12 protein-coding genes are annotated in these 15,925 nt (G+C 67.2%); 2 read left to right on the top strand and 10 right to left on the bottom strand.

Annotated features, from left to right (window positions below):
* Nucleotides 1–32: 32 nt before the first annotated feature.
* Genes ACWF82_RS10570 through ACWF82_RS10560 form a run of 3 tightly spaced genes read right to left on the bottom strand, consistent with a single transcriptional unit; the run spans nt 33 to nt 3,539 of the window.
* Nucleotides 33–1,127 (bottom strand): Zn-dependent alcohol dehydrogenase, encoded by a 1,095-nt coding sequence (locus tag ACWF82_RS10570; protein WP_452500020.1) that lies wholly within the window; start codon nt 1,125–1,127, stop codon nt 33–35.
* A 14-nt stretch (nt 1,128–1,141) separates the two neighbouring features.
* Entirely contained in the window at nt 1,142–1,921 is a 780-nt protein-coding gene (locus tag ACWF82_RS10565) for an enoyl-CoA hydratase/isomerase family protein (RefSeq protein ID WP_452500018.1), read from the bottom strand.
* Nucleotides 1,922–1,931: 10 nt separating this feature from the next.
* Nucleotides 1,932–3,539 (bottom strand): class I adenylate-forming enzyme family protein, encoded by a 1,608-nt coding sequence (locus ACWF82_RS10560; RefSeq protein ID WP_452500016.1) that lies wholly within the window; start codon nt 3,537–3,539, stop codon nt 1,932–1,934.
* A 320-nt stretch (nt 3,540–3,859) separates the two neighbouring features.
* On the opposite strand from ACWF82_RS10560, the gene ACWF82_RS10555 reads away from it, so the two are divergent.
* The gene (locus ACWF82_RS10555; protein WP_452500014.1) at nt 3,860–4,537 is read left to right on the top strand and encodes a TetR/AcrR family transcriptional regulator; all 678 of its coding nucleotides are present in this window, start codon (nt 3,860–3,862) and stop codon (nt 4,535–4,537) included.
* A gap of 67 nt (nt 4,538–4,604) precedes the next feature.
* Here ACWF82_RS10555 and ACWF82_RS10550 read toward each other — a convergent pair whose 3' ends face one another.
* The 3 genes from ACWF82_RS10550 to ACWF82_RS10540 are packed head-to-tail and all read right to left on the bottom strand — an operon-like array spanning nt 4,605 to nt 7,376.
* The gene (locus ACWF82_RS10550; protein WP_452500012.1) at nt 4,605–5,369 is read right to left on the bottom strand and encodes a gamma-glutamyl-gamma-aminobutyrate hydrolase family protein; all 765 of its coding nucleotides are present in this window, start codon (nt 5,367–5,369) and stop codon (nt 4,605–4,607) included.
* Nucleotides 5,366–6,721: a glutamine synthetase family protein gene (locus tag ACWF82_RS10545; RefSeq protein ID WP_452500010.1), complete on the bottom strand. Its 1,356-nt coding sequence runs from the start codon at nt 6,719–6,721 to the stop codon at nt 5,366–5,368. The genes ACWF82_RS10550 and ACWF82_RS10545 overlap by 4 nt, the downstream gene beginning before the upstream one ends.
* The gene (locus tag ACWF82_RS10540) at nt 6,714–7,376 is read right to left on the bottom strand and encodes a hypothetical protein (RefSeq protein ID WP_452500008.1); all 663 of its coding nucleotides are present in this window, start codon (nt 7,374–7,376) and stop codon (nt 6,714–6,716) included. Before ACWF82_RS10540 ends, ACWF82_RS10545 begins: the two co-directional genes overlap by 8 nt.
* A 155-nt stretch (nt 7,377–7,531) precedes the next feature.
* On the opposite strand from ACWF82_RS10540, the gene ACWF82_RS10535 reads away from it, so the two are divergent.
* A complete protein-coding gene (locus ACWF82_RS10535) occupies nt 7,532–8,506 on the top strand; it encodes an alpha/beta hydrolase (protein WP_452500006.1) in 975 nt (324 codons plus the stop codon).
* Between the two features lie 154 nt (nt 8,507–8,660).
* Here ACWF82_RS10535 and ACWF82_RS10530 read toward each other — a convergent pair whose 3' ends face one another.
* The 4 genes from ACWF82_RS10530 to ACWF82_RS10515 form a co-directional block, all read right to left on the bottom strand.
* A complete protein-coding gene (locus ACWF82_RS10530; protein WP_452500004.1) occupies nt 8,661–9,125 on the bottom strand; it encodes a MaoC family dehydratase in 465 nt (154 codons plus the stop codon).
* A 417-nt stretch (nt 9,126–9,542) separates the two neighbouring features.
* The gene (locus ACWF82_RS10525) at nt 9,543–10,319 is read right to left on the bottom strand and encodes an SDR family oxidoreductase (protein WP_452500002.1); all 777 of its coding nucleotides are present in this window, start codon (nt 10,317–10,319) and stop codon (nt 9,543–9,545) included.
* Between the two features lie 62 nt (nt 10,320–10,381).
* Entirely contained in the window at nt 10,382–11,917 is a 1,536-nt protein-coding gene (locus ACWF82_RS10520; protein WP_452500000.1) for a class I adenylate-forming enzyme family protein, read from the bottom strand.
* A gap of 442 nt (nt 11,918–12,359) precedes the next feature.
* Nucleotides 12,360–15,674 carry a protein kinase domain-containing protein gene (locus ACWF82_RS10515; protein ID WP_452499998.1) on the bottom strand — a complete coding sequence of 1,105 codons (3,315 nt, stop codon included), beginning with the start codon at nt 15,672–15,674 and terminating at the stop codon, nt 12,360–12,362.
* Between the last annotated feature and the right edge of the window lie 251 nt (nt 15,675–15,925).

The following is a 15,925-nucleotide window of genomic DNA, read 5'->3' as shown; positions in this document are numbered from 1 at the left end:
GGGTCTCCTTCGGTGCTCGAATGGGGAGGGGCTCACACGGTGAGGTCGGCGACGATGCGGGTGACCTCGCCGGACTTCATCGCCTCGAAGCCCTTGTCGATGTCGTGGAAGCCGATGACGTCGCTGACCATCTCGTCGAGCAGCAGACGGCCCTGCAGGTACAGCCGGGCGAACTGGGCGATGTCGTCCTGCGCCTGGCCAGAACCCATGTAGGAACCGATGAGGCGCTTCTCGCTGAAGAAGAAGTTCCAGGCGGGCAGTGTCAGGTCGGTCCCGTCGGGGGCGATACCGACCATGCACGCGGTGCCCGTGGCGCGCAGGACCGCCAGCGCGGTGGCCGCGGTCCGCGCGCTGCCGACGGCCTCGAACGAGTAGTCCACGCCGTCGCCGAGCAGGTTCTGGATCTCGGCGGGCACGTCGGCGGCGCCGTTCACGACGTGGGTGGCGCCGTAGGTGCGGGCCGCCGCGAGCCGGGCGTCGTCGAGATCCACGGCGACGATCGCCGAGGCACCCGCCAGGCGCGCGCCCTGGATGATGGCCGAACCCACACCGCCGCAACCGATGACGGCGACGGTGGCGCCGGGGCGTACCTGTGCGGCGCGGAACACGGCGCCGATGCCGGTGATGACACAGCACGAGAGCAGGCAGCCCACGTGCAGTCCGACCTCGTCGGACACCTTCACCAGCGCGTTTTCCCGCATCAGGGTGTGGCGGGAGAACGCACCGACATCGCCGAGCCGGTGGACGACCTGACCGCTGGGCAACTGGAAGGCGGGCCGGGGTCGCTGCCGGATCTGCGTGATGCGCTGACACTGGGTCGAGTGCCCGACCTGGCAGTTGCGGCACAACCCGCATGAGGGAGTGAGCGCACCGACGACACGGTCGCCCGGGCGCAACGAGGTGACCGCGGAGCCGACCGACTCGACCACGCCCGCCACCTCGTGCCCGACCACCACGGGCAGGTCCGCGCTGACGGTTCCGGTCATGTAGTGCAAATCGCTATGACACAGACCGACATTGGAGACCGCCAGGCGTACCTCGTTGGGCTCCGGATCGTCGACCTGGATCTCGGTGAATTCCAGCGGTTCGTTCACCGCGGTGAGAACTGCTGCTTCGGTGGTGATCATCATCGTCTCCGATCTCAATTACTCTGCGCGGGCGCCGACTGCGCCGCGTTCTTCGATGCCCAGAAGCCGGCGATTCCCTCGGTGAAGGTGCCGGACTCCCAGGACTGGCGAGCGGCGTCGTCTTCGCGGAGGAATGCGGCCTCGATCTCTTCGGGGCGCGGCCGCAGCAGACCCAGGTGTAGCGCGGTAGTCCGGGGATCGGAGTTCCACTGCCTGACCACCTCGACCGCGCGGTCCACCAGCACCTCCGCGGCCACGATCTCGTCGAGCAGTCCGATCCGCAGTGCCTCATCCGCGCCGATCCGCTGGGAGCCCAGGATGATTCGCATCGCGTGGTTGCGGATCAGACGACCCATCAGGAGGCTCGAGGCGTTCGAGATGATGATCCCGCGGTGGTTTTCCGGCTGGTAATACTCGGCGGCGGGGCTGCCGATGCGCGAGTCGCAGCACAGCGTGATCTCCGAGGCGCCGCCGACAGCGATGCCGTTCACGGCCGCGATCACCGGGATCTTCGTCTCGAGGATCGCGCGGGTGATGTCGTGGAAGGTCGCGAAGGCCTCGCGGATCTCGTCGTAGGTGCTGGGCACCGACTGCAGGTCTTCCCCGGCGGAGAAGGCCCGGCCCGTGCCGGTGAGGACGATGCCGCGGACGAGATCACCCGTGCCGAAGTGGCGGATGGTCTGCGCGAGCTGCACCCGGGTGGCCACGTCGAGCACGTTCAGCTTCGCCGGGCGGTTCAGGGTGAGCACCGCGACGTCGTCGTCGATGCGGGTGTCCAGATAGTTGTCGGTCATGTCCGGCTCCTCAGTCGCGCGGGGGTTGCAGGTTGTAGGTGGTGCCGGGATGCTCGGCCGCGCGCGCTTTCAGCGCGGGCTTGGACACCCGTTCGGACGGGGTGCGCGGGAAGTCGGCGACGAACTCCAGGTAGCGCGGAAGCTTGAAGCGCGCCAGCTGATTTCGCGCGTTGTCGAGGATGTGCTGCGCGGTCTCGCGGCTCTCCTCGACGCCGGGGGCCAGCTGCACGAAGGCCTTGACCTCCTCGCCGAACAGCTCGTCGGGCACCCCGACGACGGCCGCCGCGACGACGGTGTCGTCGCGTTCCAGGACGCGTTCGACTTCGGCGCTGGCGATGTTCTCCCCGCCGCGGCGGACCATGTCCTTGATCCGGCCGACGAGGCGGTAGCTGCCCACTTCACGGACGGCGACGTCGCCGGTGTGCAGCCAGCCGTCGCGCAGGACCTGCGCAGTGTCCTCGGGCCGATTCCAGTAACCGAGCATCATCGGCTTGCCCGAGGTGATCAGTTCGCCGGATTCACCCTCGGCGACCTCGCGCCCCTGCGGGTCGACGACGCGGACCTGTTTGGTGGGAACCGGCCGGCCCAGCCGTCCGCTGCCGACATCACCGGTGCTCTCGGGCAGGCTGACCAGGTCGACGCCGCTCTCGGTCATCCCGAAGATTTCCCGCCACGGCGCGCCCCACCGCTGCTCGAGCTCCGCGTGCAGCGCGACGGGGATAGCCGAGCACGACACGATACGCAGGTCGTTGTCGCGGTCCTGTGGGGTGGGCGGCTGTTTGAACAGCAGCGTCGGCATCGACCCGAGCACGTAGCAGAACGTGGCCCGGTGCTTGCGGACATCGGCCATGAAACCGGAGGCGGAGAACCGGGGAAGCACCACCAGCGGCACGCCGATCGTCAAGCACAGCGAGGTGTTCCACTGCGGGTCCATATAGGAGAACGGCTGCGAGGTGAGTGCCACGTCGTCCGCGCCGAGACCGGTGGCGTTCGCGCACACCCAGCCCAGCCGGGTCCAGTAGTCGTGGGTCAGCATGCAGGCCTTGGGGAATCCGGTTGTCCCCGAGGTGTATTGGAGATTCGCGAGGGTCTCGCCGGTGACGGCGACCGCGGGGCGGTCCGCCGGGTATCCCGCGAGCTCGCCGGGTGAGGAGGCTTCGATGATCCGGACGTCGGCCAGCTCGCAGTTCGCGGCGCGCACCTCGTCGACCAGCGGGGTGTGCTCGGCGTCGGTGAACAACACCCGGGCGCCGGAATCCTGGAGGACGAATTCCAGATCAGCCCGCTGATACGACGAGTTCACCGGAACCGTCACCGCGCCCGCCTTCAGGATCGCCAGCCAGGCGATCGGCCACTGCACCACGTTGGGCAGCATGATGGCGACCCGGTCACCCGGGCGGACACCGTCCTCGGTGACCAGTCGCTGGGCCAGACGCGAGGTCCAGTCGTCGATCTCGGCGAAGGTCCAGGACCCGTCCACGAACCGGAGGAACTCACGGTCGGGAGAGCGGACGGCCTGGTCGGCCAGGAGACCGACGAGGGTGTCGATCGGTGGGTCGACGGCCAAGCGATCGAGCGCGATCGCGCGTTCGGGGTGGACCGATTCGACTTGGGTCATGTCGTCCTCTTCGCGGGTAGCAGGTGGTAGGTCGTCGATCGACCTGCAGTCGCCGGGCTGCGGCCGGCGCGGTACGCACGCCGTCATGGGTGGTTCTCGATGGGCCCGGATCGCCACGCCGCAGAGCAGGAGTGCGACCACCAGGGGGGTGGAAATGTGAGGCCTGCCATAACGGTAGCGGCAGTGGGTCAATTGATCAAGGCGTATGACTAACTATTTTAGGACGCACCTTGCCGAGTAGTCCCGTCATGCGCAGTTCAGGATGGTAATGTCGATGTTGACTTGATCAATCGTTCAGCTCTGATTCGAAGGAGTACCGCATGGCTCGCATTCCCGCCGCCGAACGTCGCGCCGAACTGGTGGCCGCGGCCGTGCGCGTGATCGCCACCCGCGGGGTGGACGGAGCCACCACGCGCCGCATCGCGGAAGAGGCGAACGCTCCCCTGGCCACGCTGCACTACTGCTTCGCCACCAAAGAGGTGCTGTTTGCGGCGGTCTTCGAATACCTAGCCGGCGAGTATCGAGATGTGCTGAACCGCAGCGATATCCACAGCGATACGCAGAACACCGCACGGGGGCTGTTACGCGGCGTGTTGACGTGGTATCTGGAGAATCGGGACTTCGGCGCGACCATCCTCGAGCTGATCAGCTGGGGTCAGCGTGAGGGCGAGCAGGCCGCGGTCGTGTACACCGAGGCCTTCGCGACCATGCGCACGATCCTCGAGGGCACCACGACCGCCGCGGGCCGCCCGGTCGGCCCGGACACGATCGACCAGCTGATCTACGTGGTGTCCGCACTGTCCGACGGCTTCGCGCTCAACTGGCTGGTGTTCACCGACGCCGCCGCGGCGAGGGCGCAGATGGAGCTCACCGTCGGCGTGCTCGACGCGTGGATGGCGGCCAACCTCGGCGATGCCGCCGCACCCGCGGTCCGGCAGGCGGACGTCGCGCCCGAGCCGGACATGCGGTCGCTGGTGTCCTGGGTCCGCGTGGATTGACCGCGCCGGCACCACAGCACTGTGGCCGCCACCGGAAAGGTGGCGGCCACAGTCGTTTCCGCTTCGCTCAGCGCCGCTCAGCGGCCGCGTCGACGAGCCAGCGCAGCGCGCCGTCGTCGGTGGCCATCCACTCGGGATGCCACTGCACCCCGAGCACGGCGGCTCCGGGGAGCTCGACGGCCTCGACGACGCCGTCATCGGTGCGACCGGTGACCACCAGCCCGTTTCCGCAGACATCTATCGCCTGGTGGTGCCACGAGTTGGTCACCAGCCGATCGCCGAACACCTTCTGGGCGATCGTCCCCGCATCGAAGGTGACGACGTGCTCGGGGTCGCCGTCCGACAGCGGGCCCGCTGACATGAGGTGCCGTATCGGCCCGACCGGCAGGTCGGGAATCAGCGTGCCGCCGAGGGTCACATTGAGCACCTGCATGCCGCGGCAGACGCCGAGCAGCGGGATCTGCCGCTCCAAGGCGACCTGGGTCAACGCGATCTCGAACTCGTCGCGGCTGGGATCGTGGACCGAGGGGTCGGCGAGCGGGTCGATCCCACTGACCACCGACTCGTCCCCACCCCAGCAGCTCGGATGCACATCCTGACCACCGGTGATCAGCACACCGGACAGCCAGTCACCCAGCGCCGCCGGATCGGCGTCGTAGGGCAGCATCACCGGCACGCCGCCCGCGCGCGCGATCCGTTCCGCGAAATCGGAGATGAAGCTGTCGGTGAGGCGTTGGCCGTACCCCGGGTGTGAGCCCTTGACCAGCTCCATCCTGAACCGTCGTCCGGTCAGGCCGATCAGCGGTTTCACCCGGGTCGAGCCCGCGGTCACGGGAACTCGAAGTAGCGCTTGGACTCCCACTCCGACAGCTCGGCGAACGGGTCGCCGCCCGCGGTGTGGAACTGCATCCACTCCCAGCGCCGCGTACCGACCCAGTAGTCGACGAACTCGTCGCCGAGCTGCTCGCGCAGGATCAGATCCGCCTCGAGTGCGTCGGCCGCCTTCGTGATGGTCTCGGGCAGCCGTTCGAGGTCGGGCACGCACCACGCCAGATCGCTCACCGGATCCGCCGGTTCGAGCTCGCCGTCGATCCCGGCGATCACACCGGCGAGGATCGTCGCGACCGCGAGATACAGGTTGGCGTCGGCGCCGGGAACGCGGTACTCGAGGCGGGAGTAGGCCGGGTGCCCGACCACCGCACGCACCGCGGTGCTCTTGTTGGCGATGCCCCAGGTCACCGTCGTCGGCGGTCCGCTCAGGTCGACCAGGCGCCGGAAGGAGGTGATCTGCGGAAGCATGACCGAGGCCGCGCCACGCATCGTCGCCAGCAGCCCGGCGACCGCGTGCCGCATCATGTCCGACGGCCCGTCGGGCGCGTAGAACACGTTTGCCCCGTCGCGCCGCAGCGACAGGTTGACGTGCGAGGCCTGGCCGTAGCCTGCGGTCGGCTTGGCCATGAAGGTCACGGTGTGACCGAGCTCGAAGGCCACCTCGCGCATCACCTGCCGGGCGCGAGCCCAGTTGTCGCACACCGAGATCGGGTCGCCGGGAATCAGATTGAGTTCGACCTGACCGGCCGCGTCCTCGTCGCTCCACGCCTCCCACTCGATGCCGATCTGCTCGAGGCGCCGCACGACCGCCGACATGTAGTCGACCCAGTCCTTCGACTTCGCGAGGTTGTAGGCGGTGCCGGCGGATCCGCCGAGCGGGGTGAGATCGCGGTAGCCCTTCGCCCTGGCCTCGTGGACGGACTCCTGGAACACGGTGGCCTCGATCTCGACCGCGATGGTTGCGGTGAAACCGCGGGTGGCGAGCCGATCGACCAGCTTGCGCGCCAGGTTACGCGGACAGATGCCGATCGGGGTGCCGTCGGCCTGCCAGTAGTCACCGATCACGGACTGCAGACCGGGCTCCCACTGCACCAACGTCGACATGTCCGGCCGGAACTGCAGGTCGGCGAGGTGACCACGCCAGGAGGGGTAGGCGAAGCCCATGGTCGGCGCATTGCCGAGGTCGAGGCCGAACAGCAGATCGGCCACCGCGAAACCCGACTCCGCGCTCGCGGCGAACTTCTTGGGCGCGACATTCTTGCCGTGGAAGGAACCGTCGTGGTTGGTCGACTCGATCCGGACCGTGTGCACATCGGGCTCGAGAGCCGTTGCGGTGGTGGCGATTTCAGACATCGAAACGAACCTTCCAGGATGCGGCGACCAGCACGGACAGCTGCGCGAGCGTGCCGCGGACGCCGACGAGACCGGTGGACAGGGCGGCGAGCAGATCGACCGCGCCGGTGAAGATGGCGGCCAGCAGTTCCGGCGGGCCCGCGATGACGTAGTAGGTCTCCCCCTCGCCCGCGACGACCTGATCCAGGCCTTCGGGGCCCTCCGTGACGGCGATCAGCATGTCGGGAATGCCGGGGATCGACCGGGCCGCGGCCCAGAAGGTCGCCGCGGCGGTCTTCCAGTCCGGCAGCGGCGGCGACAGCAGAGCGATGGCCACGGCCACGAACTCGGGCGAGCCGACGGGCTCACCGACCGGGGCGAAGAACTGGTTCAGGTCGACAGTCACGTCGAGGTCGGGCTCGACGAACACGCCACCCGACACCGCGATGGCGCCGTCGGCGATGCTGATCGTGGCGGCCTGCGGGGTGTCATGGGAACGGATCGCGATCGCGCCCTCCAGCCCGGCGGGCAGGAGAGCGCTGTCGGCGCGGAGGGAATCGGTGATGGTCCGGGCGATCAGCCGGACGATCGGACTGGCGTCGCCCTCGATCCGGATGTCGACCCCGCCGACCGCGTCGGCCCCGCGTGTCGCGGGACCGATCGTCGTTTCGGTCATCATGTTGTCCTTTCGATTCGACGAGATCGTGTGCGCGGTACACCGTCGACAGCGGATCCCAAATGGAACGTGAACTTATAGTCAAATGTCTGGGTCACGTGACTATGATGGTGAGGCACAGATCACTGCTTGTCAACGACTAGCGAGGTTTTCTCATGAACGACCGCACTCCCGCCTGGTGGGATCTGCTCGACGACCAGGCCGCTGCCGTGGCCCGGATGATCAACCAGGTCCTGCAGAAACCCCTGCACGAGCTGGGGCCGGAGCAGGCCCGCGCGCTGGTGAACTCGGCCCCGTCCGCCGAGCCGATCACGCCGCTGGACCATGTCGGACAATTGACCGTGCCGACGCGTGCCGGCGCGATCGCAGCGCGCCTGTACCGCGCGGACGGTACGCCCCCCGAGAGCGCCGCGCCCGCCCTGGTCTACCTGCACGGCGGCGGTTTCGTCCTGGGAACCCTGGACGGCGCCGACGAGTTGTGCCGCGCGATCGCCGCCGGATCCGGGTGGACGGTCGTGTCCCTGGACTACCGCCTGGCTCCCGAGAATCCGTACCCGGCGGCACTGGAAGACTGCATCGACGCCTACGCGTGGCTGACCCGGACAGCACCTGCGCTGGGTATCGATCCGGACCGGATCGCGATCGGCGGCGACTCCGCGGGAGGCAATCTCGCCGCAGCCCTCTGCCTGCACCGACGCGACGACGGCCGTGACCTTCCCGTCTCGCAAGTACTCGCCTACCCCGCGGTCGGCGCGACATTCGACGCTCCGTCATGGACGGAATTCGCCGACGCACCGCTGCTGAGCGCCGCTGACGCGCGCTGGTTCTGGGAACAGTACGTCGGCCCGGAGCATCGGGCGGACGACCATCTCGCGGCACCCATGCGCGCCGAGTCGCTGCACGGCCTGCCACCCGCCCTGATCCTGACCGCGGAAGTGGACCCCATCCGCGACGACGCCGAGGCGTACGCGGCACGCCTGCAGGGCGACGGCGTCCCGGCGTCGCTGATCAGATATCCCGGCGTCTTCCATGGGTTCTTCACCGAGATCGGCGTGTTCGCGCAAACAAAGCAAGCGATCGATGAGGTGTGCCTGCACCTGCGCGAGATCGCGCGGACACATCGAACATAGTCATGTGATCAAGACGGAGCGCGGCTGGCGGCTGTAGGGAGGCTTCCCGAAGCCCCGGAAGGTGTTCCTCATGCGCCGTTGTGCCGGGTCCGCACTGTATCCAGTCCGGACCCGGCGCACTATCGAACCCGCGCCACCGATCGTGGGGGCCCGGTCAGATCTGCTGCAAGTACCGGTAGACCGGCTCGGCGACACACGCGGGCTTTGCCGCGCCGCTGATCTCGACGACCGCGGTGAAAGTCGCCTGGACTCCGCCACGGACCCGATCGACCGACCGCAGGGTCGCGCTGAGGCGGACCTTCGCGCCGATCGGAACCGGACTCGGAAAACGAACCTTGTCGAGGCCGTAGTTCACCGCCACCATCGCATCGGTGACAGCGAGAATCTGCGGCCAGAGATAGGGCAGCAACGACAACGTGAGATAGCCGTGCGCGACAGGCCCACCGAAAGGGCTTTCCCGAGCGGCACGTTCGGGATCGACATGGATCCACTGGAAGTCGTCGGTCGCATCCGCGAAAGTGTCGACCCGCGATTGGGTGACCTCGAGCCACTCACTAGTGCCGAGGTGTTGTCCCACGAAGGACTCGAGTCCCGCGATGGAGGTGGTAGTGATTCTCACGCCGACAATCGTCGGGCGTGGACAGTGGCGGGCCAAGATCGGCGGCGACAACCAATCGGCCCGATCAGTGTTCCGCAGCATATTCATCCGCGAAGTCACCGTCGAGTGCGAGATCCCGGATGCGTGCTGCCGTCAGCCAGTGGGTACAACCGCCTATAGCACTGACGGCGCAACGTAGCGACGGTCGAATTGGTGAGCATGCGTGCAGCCGGTGAGCCGAGCAATCGAATCAGTCGCCGGTGGAACTCTTCGGAGGTGAGGCCGAACTGCACGAAAGCCTCGGCATCGTTGCCGCCGTAGGGCGCCCATACGCTCGCGAATTCCAGAATGCCGATCTCGACAGGACTCACTGTCCAGCCGTCGACGGATTCGGGTGTAGGCGGTGACAGCCGGTTCGAGGACCTGCGCAGCGCTCGTCTAGATGTCCGCGGCATCGGAAACCTCCTCTGCGCCGCCGAGGCTGTGACCTCCGCCGATGACAAAGGTCTCGCCCGTCACCCAGGTCACCGTGTCGGAAGCGAGGAGGGCGATGGCTTCGCCGATGTCATCGGGCTCGCGGACGCGGGCCGACGCGGTGGCCGAGTTCACCTTGTTCTCGCGGTCCTTGCGCAGCGCCTCAGCGGGTTTCGTGCGAGCGAAGCCCTGCGCGATCGCGTTGACCCGTATCTTCGGCGACAGTTCCACCGCCAACTGTTCGGTGAGGTGGATCAGCGCGGCCTTCGATGCGTTGTACAGCCCCAAGCCCGGCTCTCCGATCATGCCGCCGATCGCCGCGGTATTGATCACGACGCCGCCGTGCTCGCCCATCCATGCGCGCCTCGCCAAGGACGTCCACAGGATCGGCGCCCACACGTTCACCCCGAAGGCCTTGGTGAATCGCATGTAGTCCTGGTCGAGGACCGGCCCGTAGGCCGGGTTGGTGCCTGCGTTGTTGACCAGGATGTCGATGCCCCCGAAACGGTCGATCGCCGCGTCCACACAGCGTTGAGCCGCGGCCTCGTTGACGACATGGGCGGCGATGCCGAGCGCGTCGCCACACACTTGCGCCGCGGCGGCGTCGGCGGAATCCTGGCGGCGCGAGGTGAGAACGACGTTGCCGCCCGCGGCCGCGATAGCTTGCGCCGCAGCGAGACCGATCCCTTGCGCGCCCGCGGTGACAATCGCCGTGCGTCCGGTCAAATCGAGTGGGTTCACCGATACTCCTGAGATCAACTACGTTGTCGGGTGGGCGATCTCGCCCGTGTGTCGAGCGCCGGCTAGCGCAGCGGAGCACCCCACTGCACGTGACGGCGTAGGTCGTTCTTGCGGAGCTTGCCCTCGGCGGTGCGAGGCAGCGGCTCGGTGACGACGGCGGTGTATTGCGGAATTTTGTAGTCCGCGAGATGAATTCGGCAGTGCTCGAGCAAGACCTCGAGGTCGAGCGTCGCGCTGCCCGAGTAGAGGACAGCGCCGACCTTCTCCCCCATCACCTCGTCGGGGACCCCGAGAACAGCGGCGTCGAGAACGCCGGGAGCCGACAACAAGACCGCCTCGACCTCGGCACTGGCGATATTCTCACCGCCTCGGTTGATGACGTCGTTGATCCGGTCGATGATGTGGACGCGTCCGGAGTCGTCGATACGTACGACGTCCCCGGTGCGAAGCCAGCCGCCGACAATGGTCTCGGCGGTGGTCTGTGGGCGGTGCCAATATCCCGTGGTGACATTGGCACCCCGGACCACCAACTCGCCGACGTTCGGGACATCGCCGAGCGGCACGATCCCGATGTCCACGGACGGCACCGCGTACCCGACAGAATCCGCGTGCTCGACTGCTTCCTGGTCGGGCAGGACAGTGATCACGGACGCTGTCTCGGTGATGCCGTAGCAGTTGCCTACCGTCGCCCGCGGAAACGCTGCCAGCAGCTCACGGACCAGCGACGCCGCGATCGGTGCACCGCCGTAGCCGACCATGCGCACACTGGACACATCGGCGCCGTCGAAGCTCGGATGCCGCAACAGCAGCGAGTACACCGCCGGTGCCGCCACCACGAAGGAGATCCGTTCCGCCGCGAACGCGTCGATCAGCGCCGTGAGATCGAGTGCAGGCAGGATCACCGCGGTTCCGCCGACGTAGGCGGCAACCAGAACCTGGGAATTGCAGGCCGTCACATGGAACAACGGCACCGTGATCAGCGTGCGTAGGTCCGACCCCACATCGCGGGGCAGTCCGAAGCTACGGACGATGTTCTCGGCGTTGGTGACGAACGCCCCGTGGGTAGTCGGCACGCCTTTCGGGCGACCGGTGGTGCCCGAGGTATAGAGCAAGGCCGCCATATCGGCGGCGCCGAGCCCCTCCGCGATGTACGGATCACCGTCGGGCAGAGGGGTGTCCGACGCCAGGTCGACTTTCACATCGGCGTCGCAGAGCACGAATTCCACATCGGGTTGCGTCGAGCGGGTATTCACCGCCACCGCGATGCCACCGGCCATCACCGTCCCCCAGAAGGCGAGCACCCAGGTCGCACCCGCCGGATAGCGCAGGGCCACTCGATCCCCGCGCCGCACTCCCGCGGCGCGCAGCCCACCGGCGACCCGTGCCGCCCGCTCCCAGAGCTGCGTGTAGGTCAGCCGGTCGCCACCGATTTCGACGACCGCTTCGGCGTCCGGCCGTGACTCGACACGCGCGCGCAGAACGTCGAGCAGTGTCTCGGGAACCGCGGTGTATCGCGGTGTTCCCCTGCGATCCCGAGACACGTCCGACTGCGGAAAGGGGTTGCGCGAGCGCGTGATCTCGATGACCGCAGTTGTCATTCGCCGACCTCTGATCGGCCGAACGGCTTGTGGGTGCGCATGTTGGCTTTCTGCTCCTCTTCGACAGTCGGCAGCGATGTGGGCGAACTCCGATCTGATCCCTTCGCCCCTGTCCGCTCCAGCGGCACCGGGCTACGCAGCCGACTGCGAAACCCGGGTGCGACCGCAATCCAAGGGTGTTTTCGATTTCGAATCGAGTTTGAGTTTAAGAGTCGACAATGGGGCTGTCAACAACCGACCTGGTTGGCTCTACTTGCGGAGCAGGTCGTCGGCGGCTTCGAGATAGGTATGGATATAGGCCGATCCGCGATCGCCTTCGCCATTCGGTGGGCGCCGTTCGGCGGCGCGGGTGCACGCGAGTTGCTGGTGGTTTTCGGCGTCACCCGCAGGCGATTTCTTCAGAAGGTGGAGGCCGCGCTGTGCCCGCTGCCGACCGACACTGTCACGGTTCGCGGCCTGAAACGGCAGCTGCGGGTTTCCCTGACCCAGGCGTGGCATGCTGCGATGCCGCTATCCATGCCGCAATCTGCGCCCTGGAGGTGAACCCCAGCTTGGTCAGCAGGTGCTCTACATGCCCCTGGGCGGTACGTGGTGAGATGACAAGGCGAGTGGCGATTTCCCGGTTGGTGAGCCCTTCGGCAACCAGGAAAGCGACTTCCCGCTCCCGCTTGGTCAACTTGCGGCCGACAGGATCGTTCGATGTGGGCGACTCGCGTAACGCATAGGCGATCGCGGCATCGACACTCAACGCGGCGCCCTCCCGTCGAGCGGCGGAATAGGTCTTCTCGGTCATCGCCTGTCGGGTGAAGCGCACACACTCTTCCTGGTAGACAGCCATATCCGGAATCAACACGGGTCCGGTGCCCACGGACCGGCCGATCTGCTCAGCGGCCGCGGTCAACACGACTGCGCGCTCGGCATCGCGTTGCTCGCCAGCTATCCACGCCAGAACCTGCAGGCACGCGCTCGAGTTCGTGCGGTCGTTGACTATACGGCTGATCTGCAACGCACTCCCGAGGAGCTTGGTCGCGCGCGCCGGGTTTCCCTGCCGCCACAGCGCTACGGCCAGCGAGCACAGCAGGTACGAGCGGTAGATCGCTTCTCCACTCTCGTCCGCGAGCGCGAGCGCGTGCTCGTAGCACTCGATCGCCCGGTCGATGTCATGACGCAGCTGGTAGGTGAGCCCGAGGTTGGTCCCAGCGTCGATCTGAAAGAGCACGTCGCCGCGCTGGGCATACACCCCGATCGCCTGCTCGAAGTAGCGTCGGGCCGAATCAGGATTCCGGTCGAACAGAGCGAAGACACCGTCGGCGAAATCGATGTGCGCTCGTATCAATGGGTCCGTCGTCTGTTCGGCAAGCGTTCGCCCTTCGCGCACGACAACAGCCGCTGCCGGAAGGTCGCCCTGCACCCCGGCCATCAGGCAGGCGCCATACCTCGCAGCAGCTTCGTCGACGGTGAGTGGTCCGGTGCGGCATGCCAAGAGGCGGTCCAGCCAGCGACGGCCCTCACTGAGGGCACCCTGGCAGAACCAGAACGGCCAGATGGCTGCGGCGATCCGGAGGCCGACCGCTGGGCTGTCGGAAACGCAGAATTCCAGCGCTTGCCGCAGGTTCGATCGGTCCCGACGCAACCTGGTGATCCACTCGAGCACCTGAGCACCAGCCCAGCCGGCATACGCGTCCTGTGCCTCGCGTTCGCACCAGTCGCGGTGACGGCGGCACAGCTCGAGGTAGTCACCGGCAGTGCGCGCCTTCTCGCGACCGTACTCACGCACAGTGCCCAGCATTCGGAACCGTACCGAGGCGCCGGATTCTTCTCGGACCAGTATCGACTTGTCGACCAGGGAGGCCAGCGTATCCAGGAGATCCGCGGCTTCGGGGCCGTCGCCACAGACGAATCGCGCGGCGTCGAAGTCGAAACCGCCGGCGAACACCGACAGCTGAGCCCACACCTGTTGCTCGGCCGGAGTGCACAGATCGTGGCTCCAGTCGATGCACATCCGCAACGTCTGTTGCCGTGGCGGGGCGCTCCTGGTGCCGCGGATCAGTAGTGCGAACCGATCGGTCAGCCGCTGCAGAATCTGATCGGGCGACATCGCCCGCAATCGTGCCGCCGCCAGCTCGATCGGGAGGGGCAAACCGTCGAGCTGTCGGCAGATCTGCGCGATGGTGATCAGGTTGTCATCGGTGATCCCGAATCCCGCGACGGCTGTGCCGGCCCGGTCGGCGAACAACTTCACGGCGTCATGCTGCGACAAACTCCTCGGTAGCCGATCGGGATCAGGTACAGCGAGCGGACGAATCGGCAACAGCAACTCCCCGTCGACACCGATCGGCTCACGACTCGTCGCCAGAATCCGCAAGCCGGAACAGGCACGGAGGAGAGACCCGGCGAGCTCAGCGACCGCGGACACCACTTGCTCGCAATTGTCCAGAACAATCAGGAGCTCCCGATCGGACAGGAATTCCACCAGTATCTCGCGCAGCGGTCGCACCGATCGGTCCGGCAATCCCAGCGCGCCCGCCACGATCCCCACGACGAGCGACTCGTCGCGGACCTCGCCCAGCTCCACGAAGGCCACACCGTCGGCGAACCGGGCCTTCGCACCCGCGGTGACCCGCACCGCCAGTCGTGTCTTGCCTACCCCGCCGGTGCCGGTCAATGTCACCAACCGCGAGCTCGACAAGGCGTTCGTCGCTTCGGTCAGCTCGGTACGCCGATCGACGAAACTGGTCAATTCCGCGGGAACCGTACCGCGACGATCGCCACCCGCCGGGGTCCTCGAGGCGCCACCTCCGTGCGGTACGGCTGGGAAAGGCTCCTTGCTTTCGAGCGAACCGGCATCATCGGCATGCGACGTATGCACCGCCATCTCGTCGACGGGAAACCCATGCCTGCGCTGCGACGCTTGAAGTTGCGCACCCAGCTCTGCCGCGGACGGGCGGCCACCGGCGTCAGCGCCCATGGCACGTTCGACGACCGAGCCGACATCCTCGGGAATGCTGTAGTCACGCAGATCCGGAATCGGCTCGGACGCGATCCTGACGAACTGCGCCACCAACTGCTCGCTGCTGCGGCGTTCGAAAGCGGCATGCCCGGTGATCGCGGCGAACAACGTCGCTCCCAGGCCGTACACATCCGCGGCGGGGCCAGGTGGCTCGCCGGCGATCACCTCCGGTGCGGTGAAAGCCGGCGTACCGGTCACGACGCCGGTAGCGGTGTGGAACCCGCCCGCGATGTGGGCTATCCCGAAATCCGCCAGTGCCGGCTCGCCGTACACGGTGAACAGGATGTTCGCGGGCTTGACATCACGATGGAGAACCCCCGCGCGATGCGCCGTCTCGAGCGCACCCGCCAGTTTCACCCCGAGCCGCAGGGCTTGCTGCAGGTCAAGCGGACCGCTGCCGCGGAGACGAGCGTCGAGGGAGCCGTGCGCGTAGTACGGCATGACCAGGTACGGCCTGTCTTGCCCGGTGGTGCCCGCATGCAGGACACTCACGATATTGGGATGTCCGGTCAACCTGCCCGCAGCGCGTTGCTCGCGGAAGAATCGCGCGCGATTCTCCTCATCGAGATCGGCGATCAGCACCTTCACCGCCACCATCCGATCAAGCGACGGTTGCGCGCATCGGAAGACGGTGCCGAACCCGCCTCGACCGATCTCCACCGCGTCGTCGAACCCGGCCGCTGCCAGCTCCGCCACGACCGAACCGGATGTGTCGCGTTGCGTCGCGTGGGGATCGCTACCGGTCATCGACTACACCGATACGTCCGACCCCGACGATGACACGGGCACCATTTCTCACCTCTCGACGATTAACCCCAGGATATCGCCGCTGCCGATGTGCTTTTCGACCGCGCGCTCGGTGACAGTTCGGGCGTTCGAGGTCAGCCGGAGCGATCGCGTGCCCTGGCTGACGTCGCAGGGCTACGATGACGATCGACCGGCGACTCGACACATGCCGAGGGAATGCGCACGGGCGGCCCCCGGTGATGACCCGGCAC

It is taken from the genome of Nocardia sp. NPDC055053, assembly GCF_053608285.1.
The sequence above is the reverse complement of the archived record's forward strand: the minus strand, read 5'-3'. Positions and strand labels throughout refer to the sequence as shown.

What these genes read in the sequence shown, in the direction of transcription:
- ACWF82_RS10570 (WP_452500020.1), bottom strand. Translation starts at nt 1,127, where the DNA reads ATGATCACCACCGAAGCAGCAGTTCTCACCGCGGTGAACGAACCGCTG.
- ACWF82_RS10565 (WP_452500018.1), bottom strand. Translation starts at nt 1,921, where the DNA reads ATGACCGACAACTATCTGGACACCCGCATCGACGACGACGTCGCGGTG.
- ACWF82_RS10560 (WP_452500016.1), bottom strand. Translation starts at nt 3,539, where the DNA reads ATGACCCAAGTCGAATCGGTCCACCCCGAACGCGCGATCGCGCTCGAT.
- ACWF82_RS10555 (WP_452500014.1), top strand. Translation starts at nt 3,860, where the DNA reads ATGGCTCGCATTCCCGCCGCCGAACGTCGCGCCGAACTGGTGGCCGCG.
- ACWF82_RS10545 (WP_452500010.1), bottom strand. Translation starts at nt 6,721, where the DNA reads ATGTCTGAAATCGCCACCACCGCAACGGCTCTCGAGCCCGATGTGCAC.
- ACWF82_RS10540 (WP_452500008.1), bottom strand. Translation starts at nt 7,376, where the DNA reads ATGACCGAAACGACGATCGGTCCCGCGACACGCGGGGCCGACGCGGTC.
- ACWF82_RS10535 (WP_452500006.1), top strand. Translation starts at nt 7,532, where the DNA reads ATGAACGACCGCACTCCCGCCTGGTGGGATCTGCTCGACGACCAGGCC.
- ACWF82_RS10520 (WP_452500000.1), bottom strand. Translation starts at nt 11,917, where the DNA reads ATGACAACTGCGGTCATCGAGATCACGCGCTCGCGCAACCCCTTTCCG.
- ACWF82_RS10515 (WP_452499998.1), bottom strand. Translation starts at nt 15,674, where the DNA reads ATGACCGGTAGCGATCCCCACGCGACGCAACGCGACACATCCGGTTCG.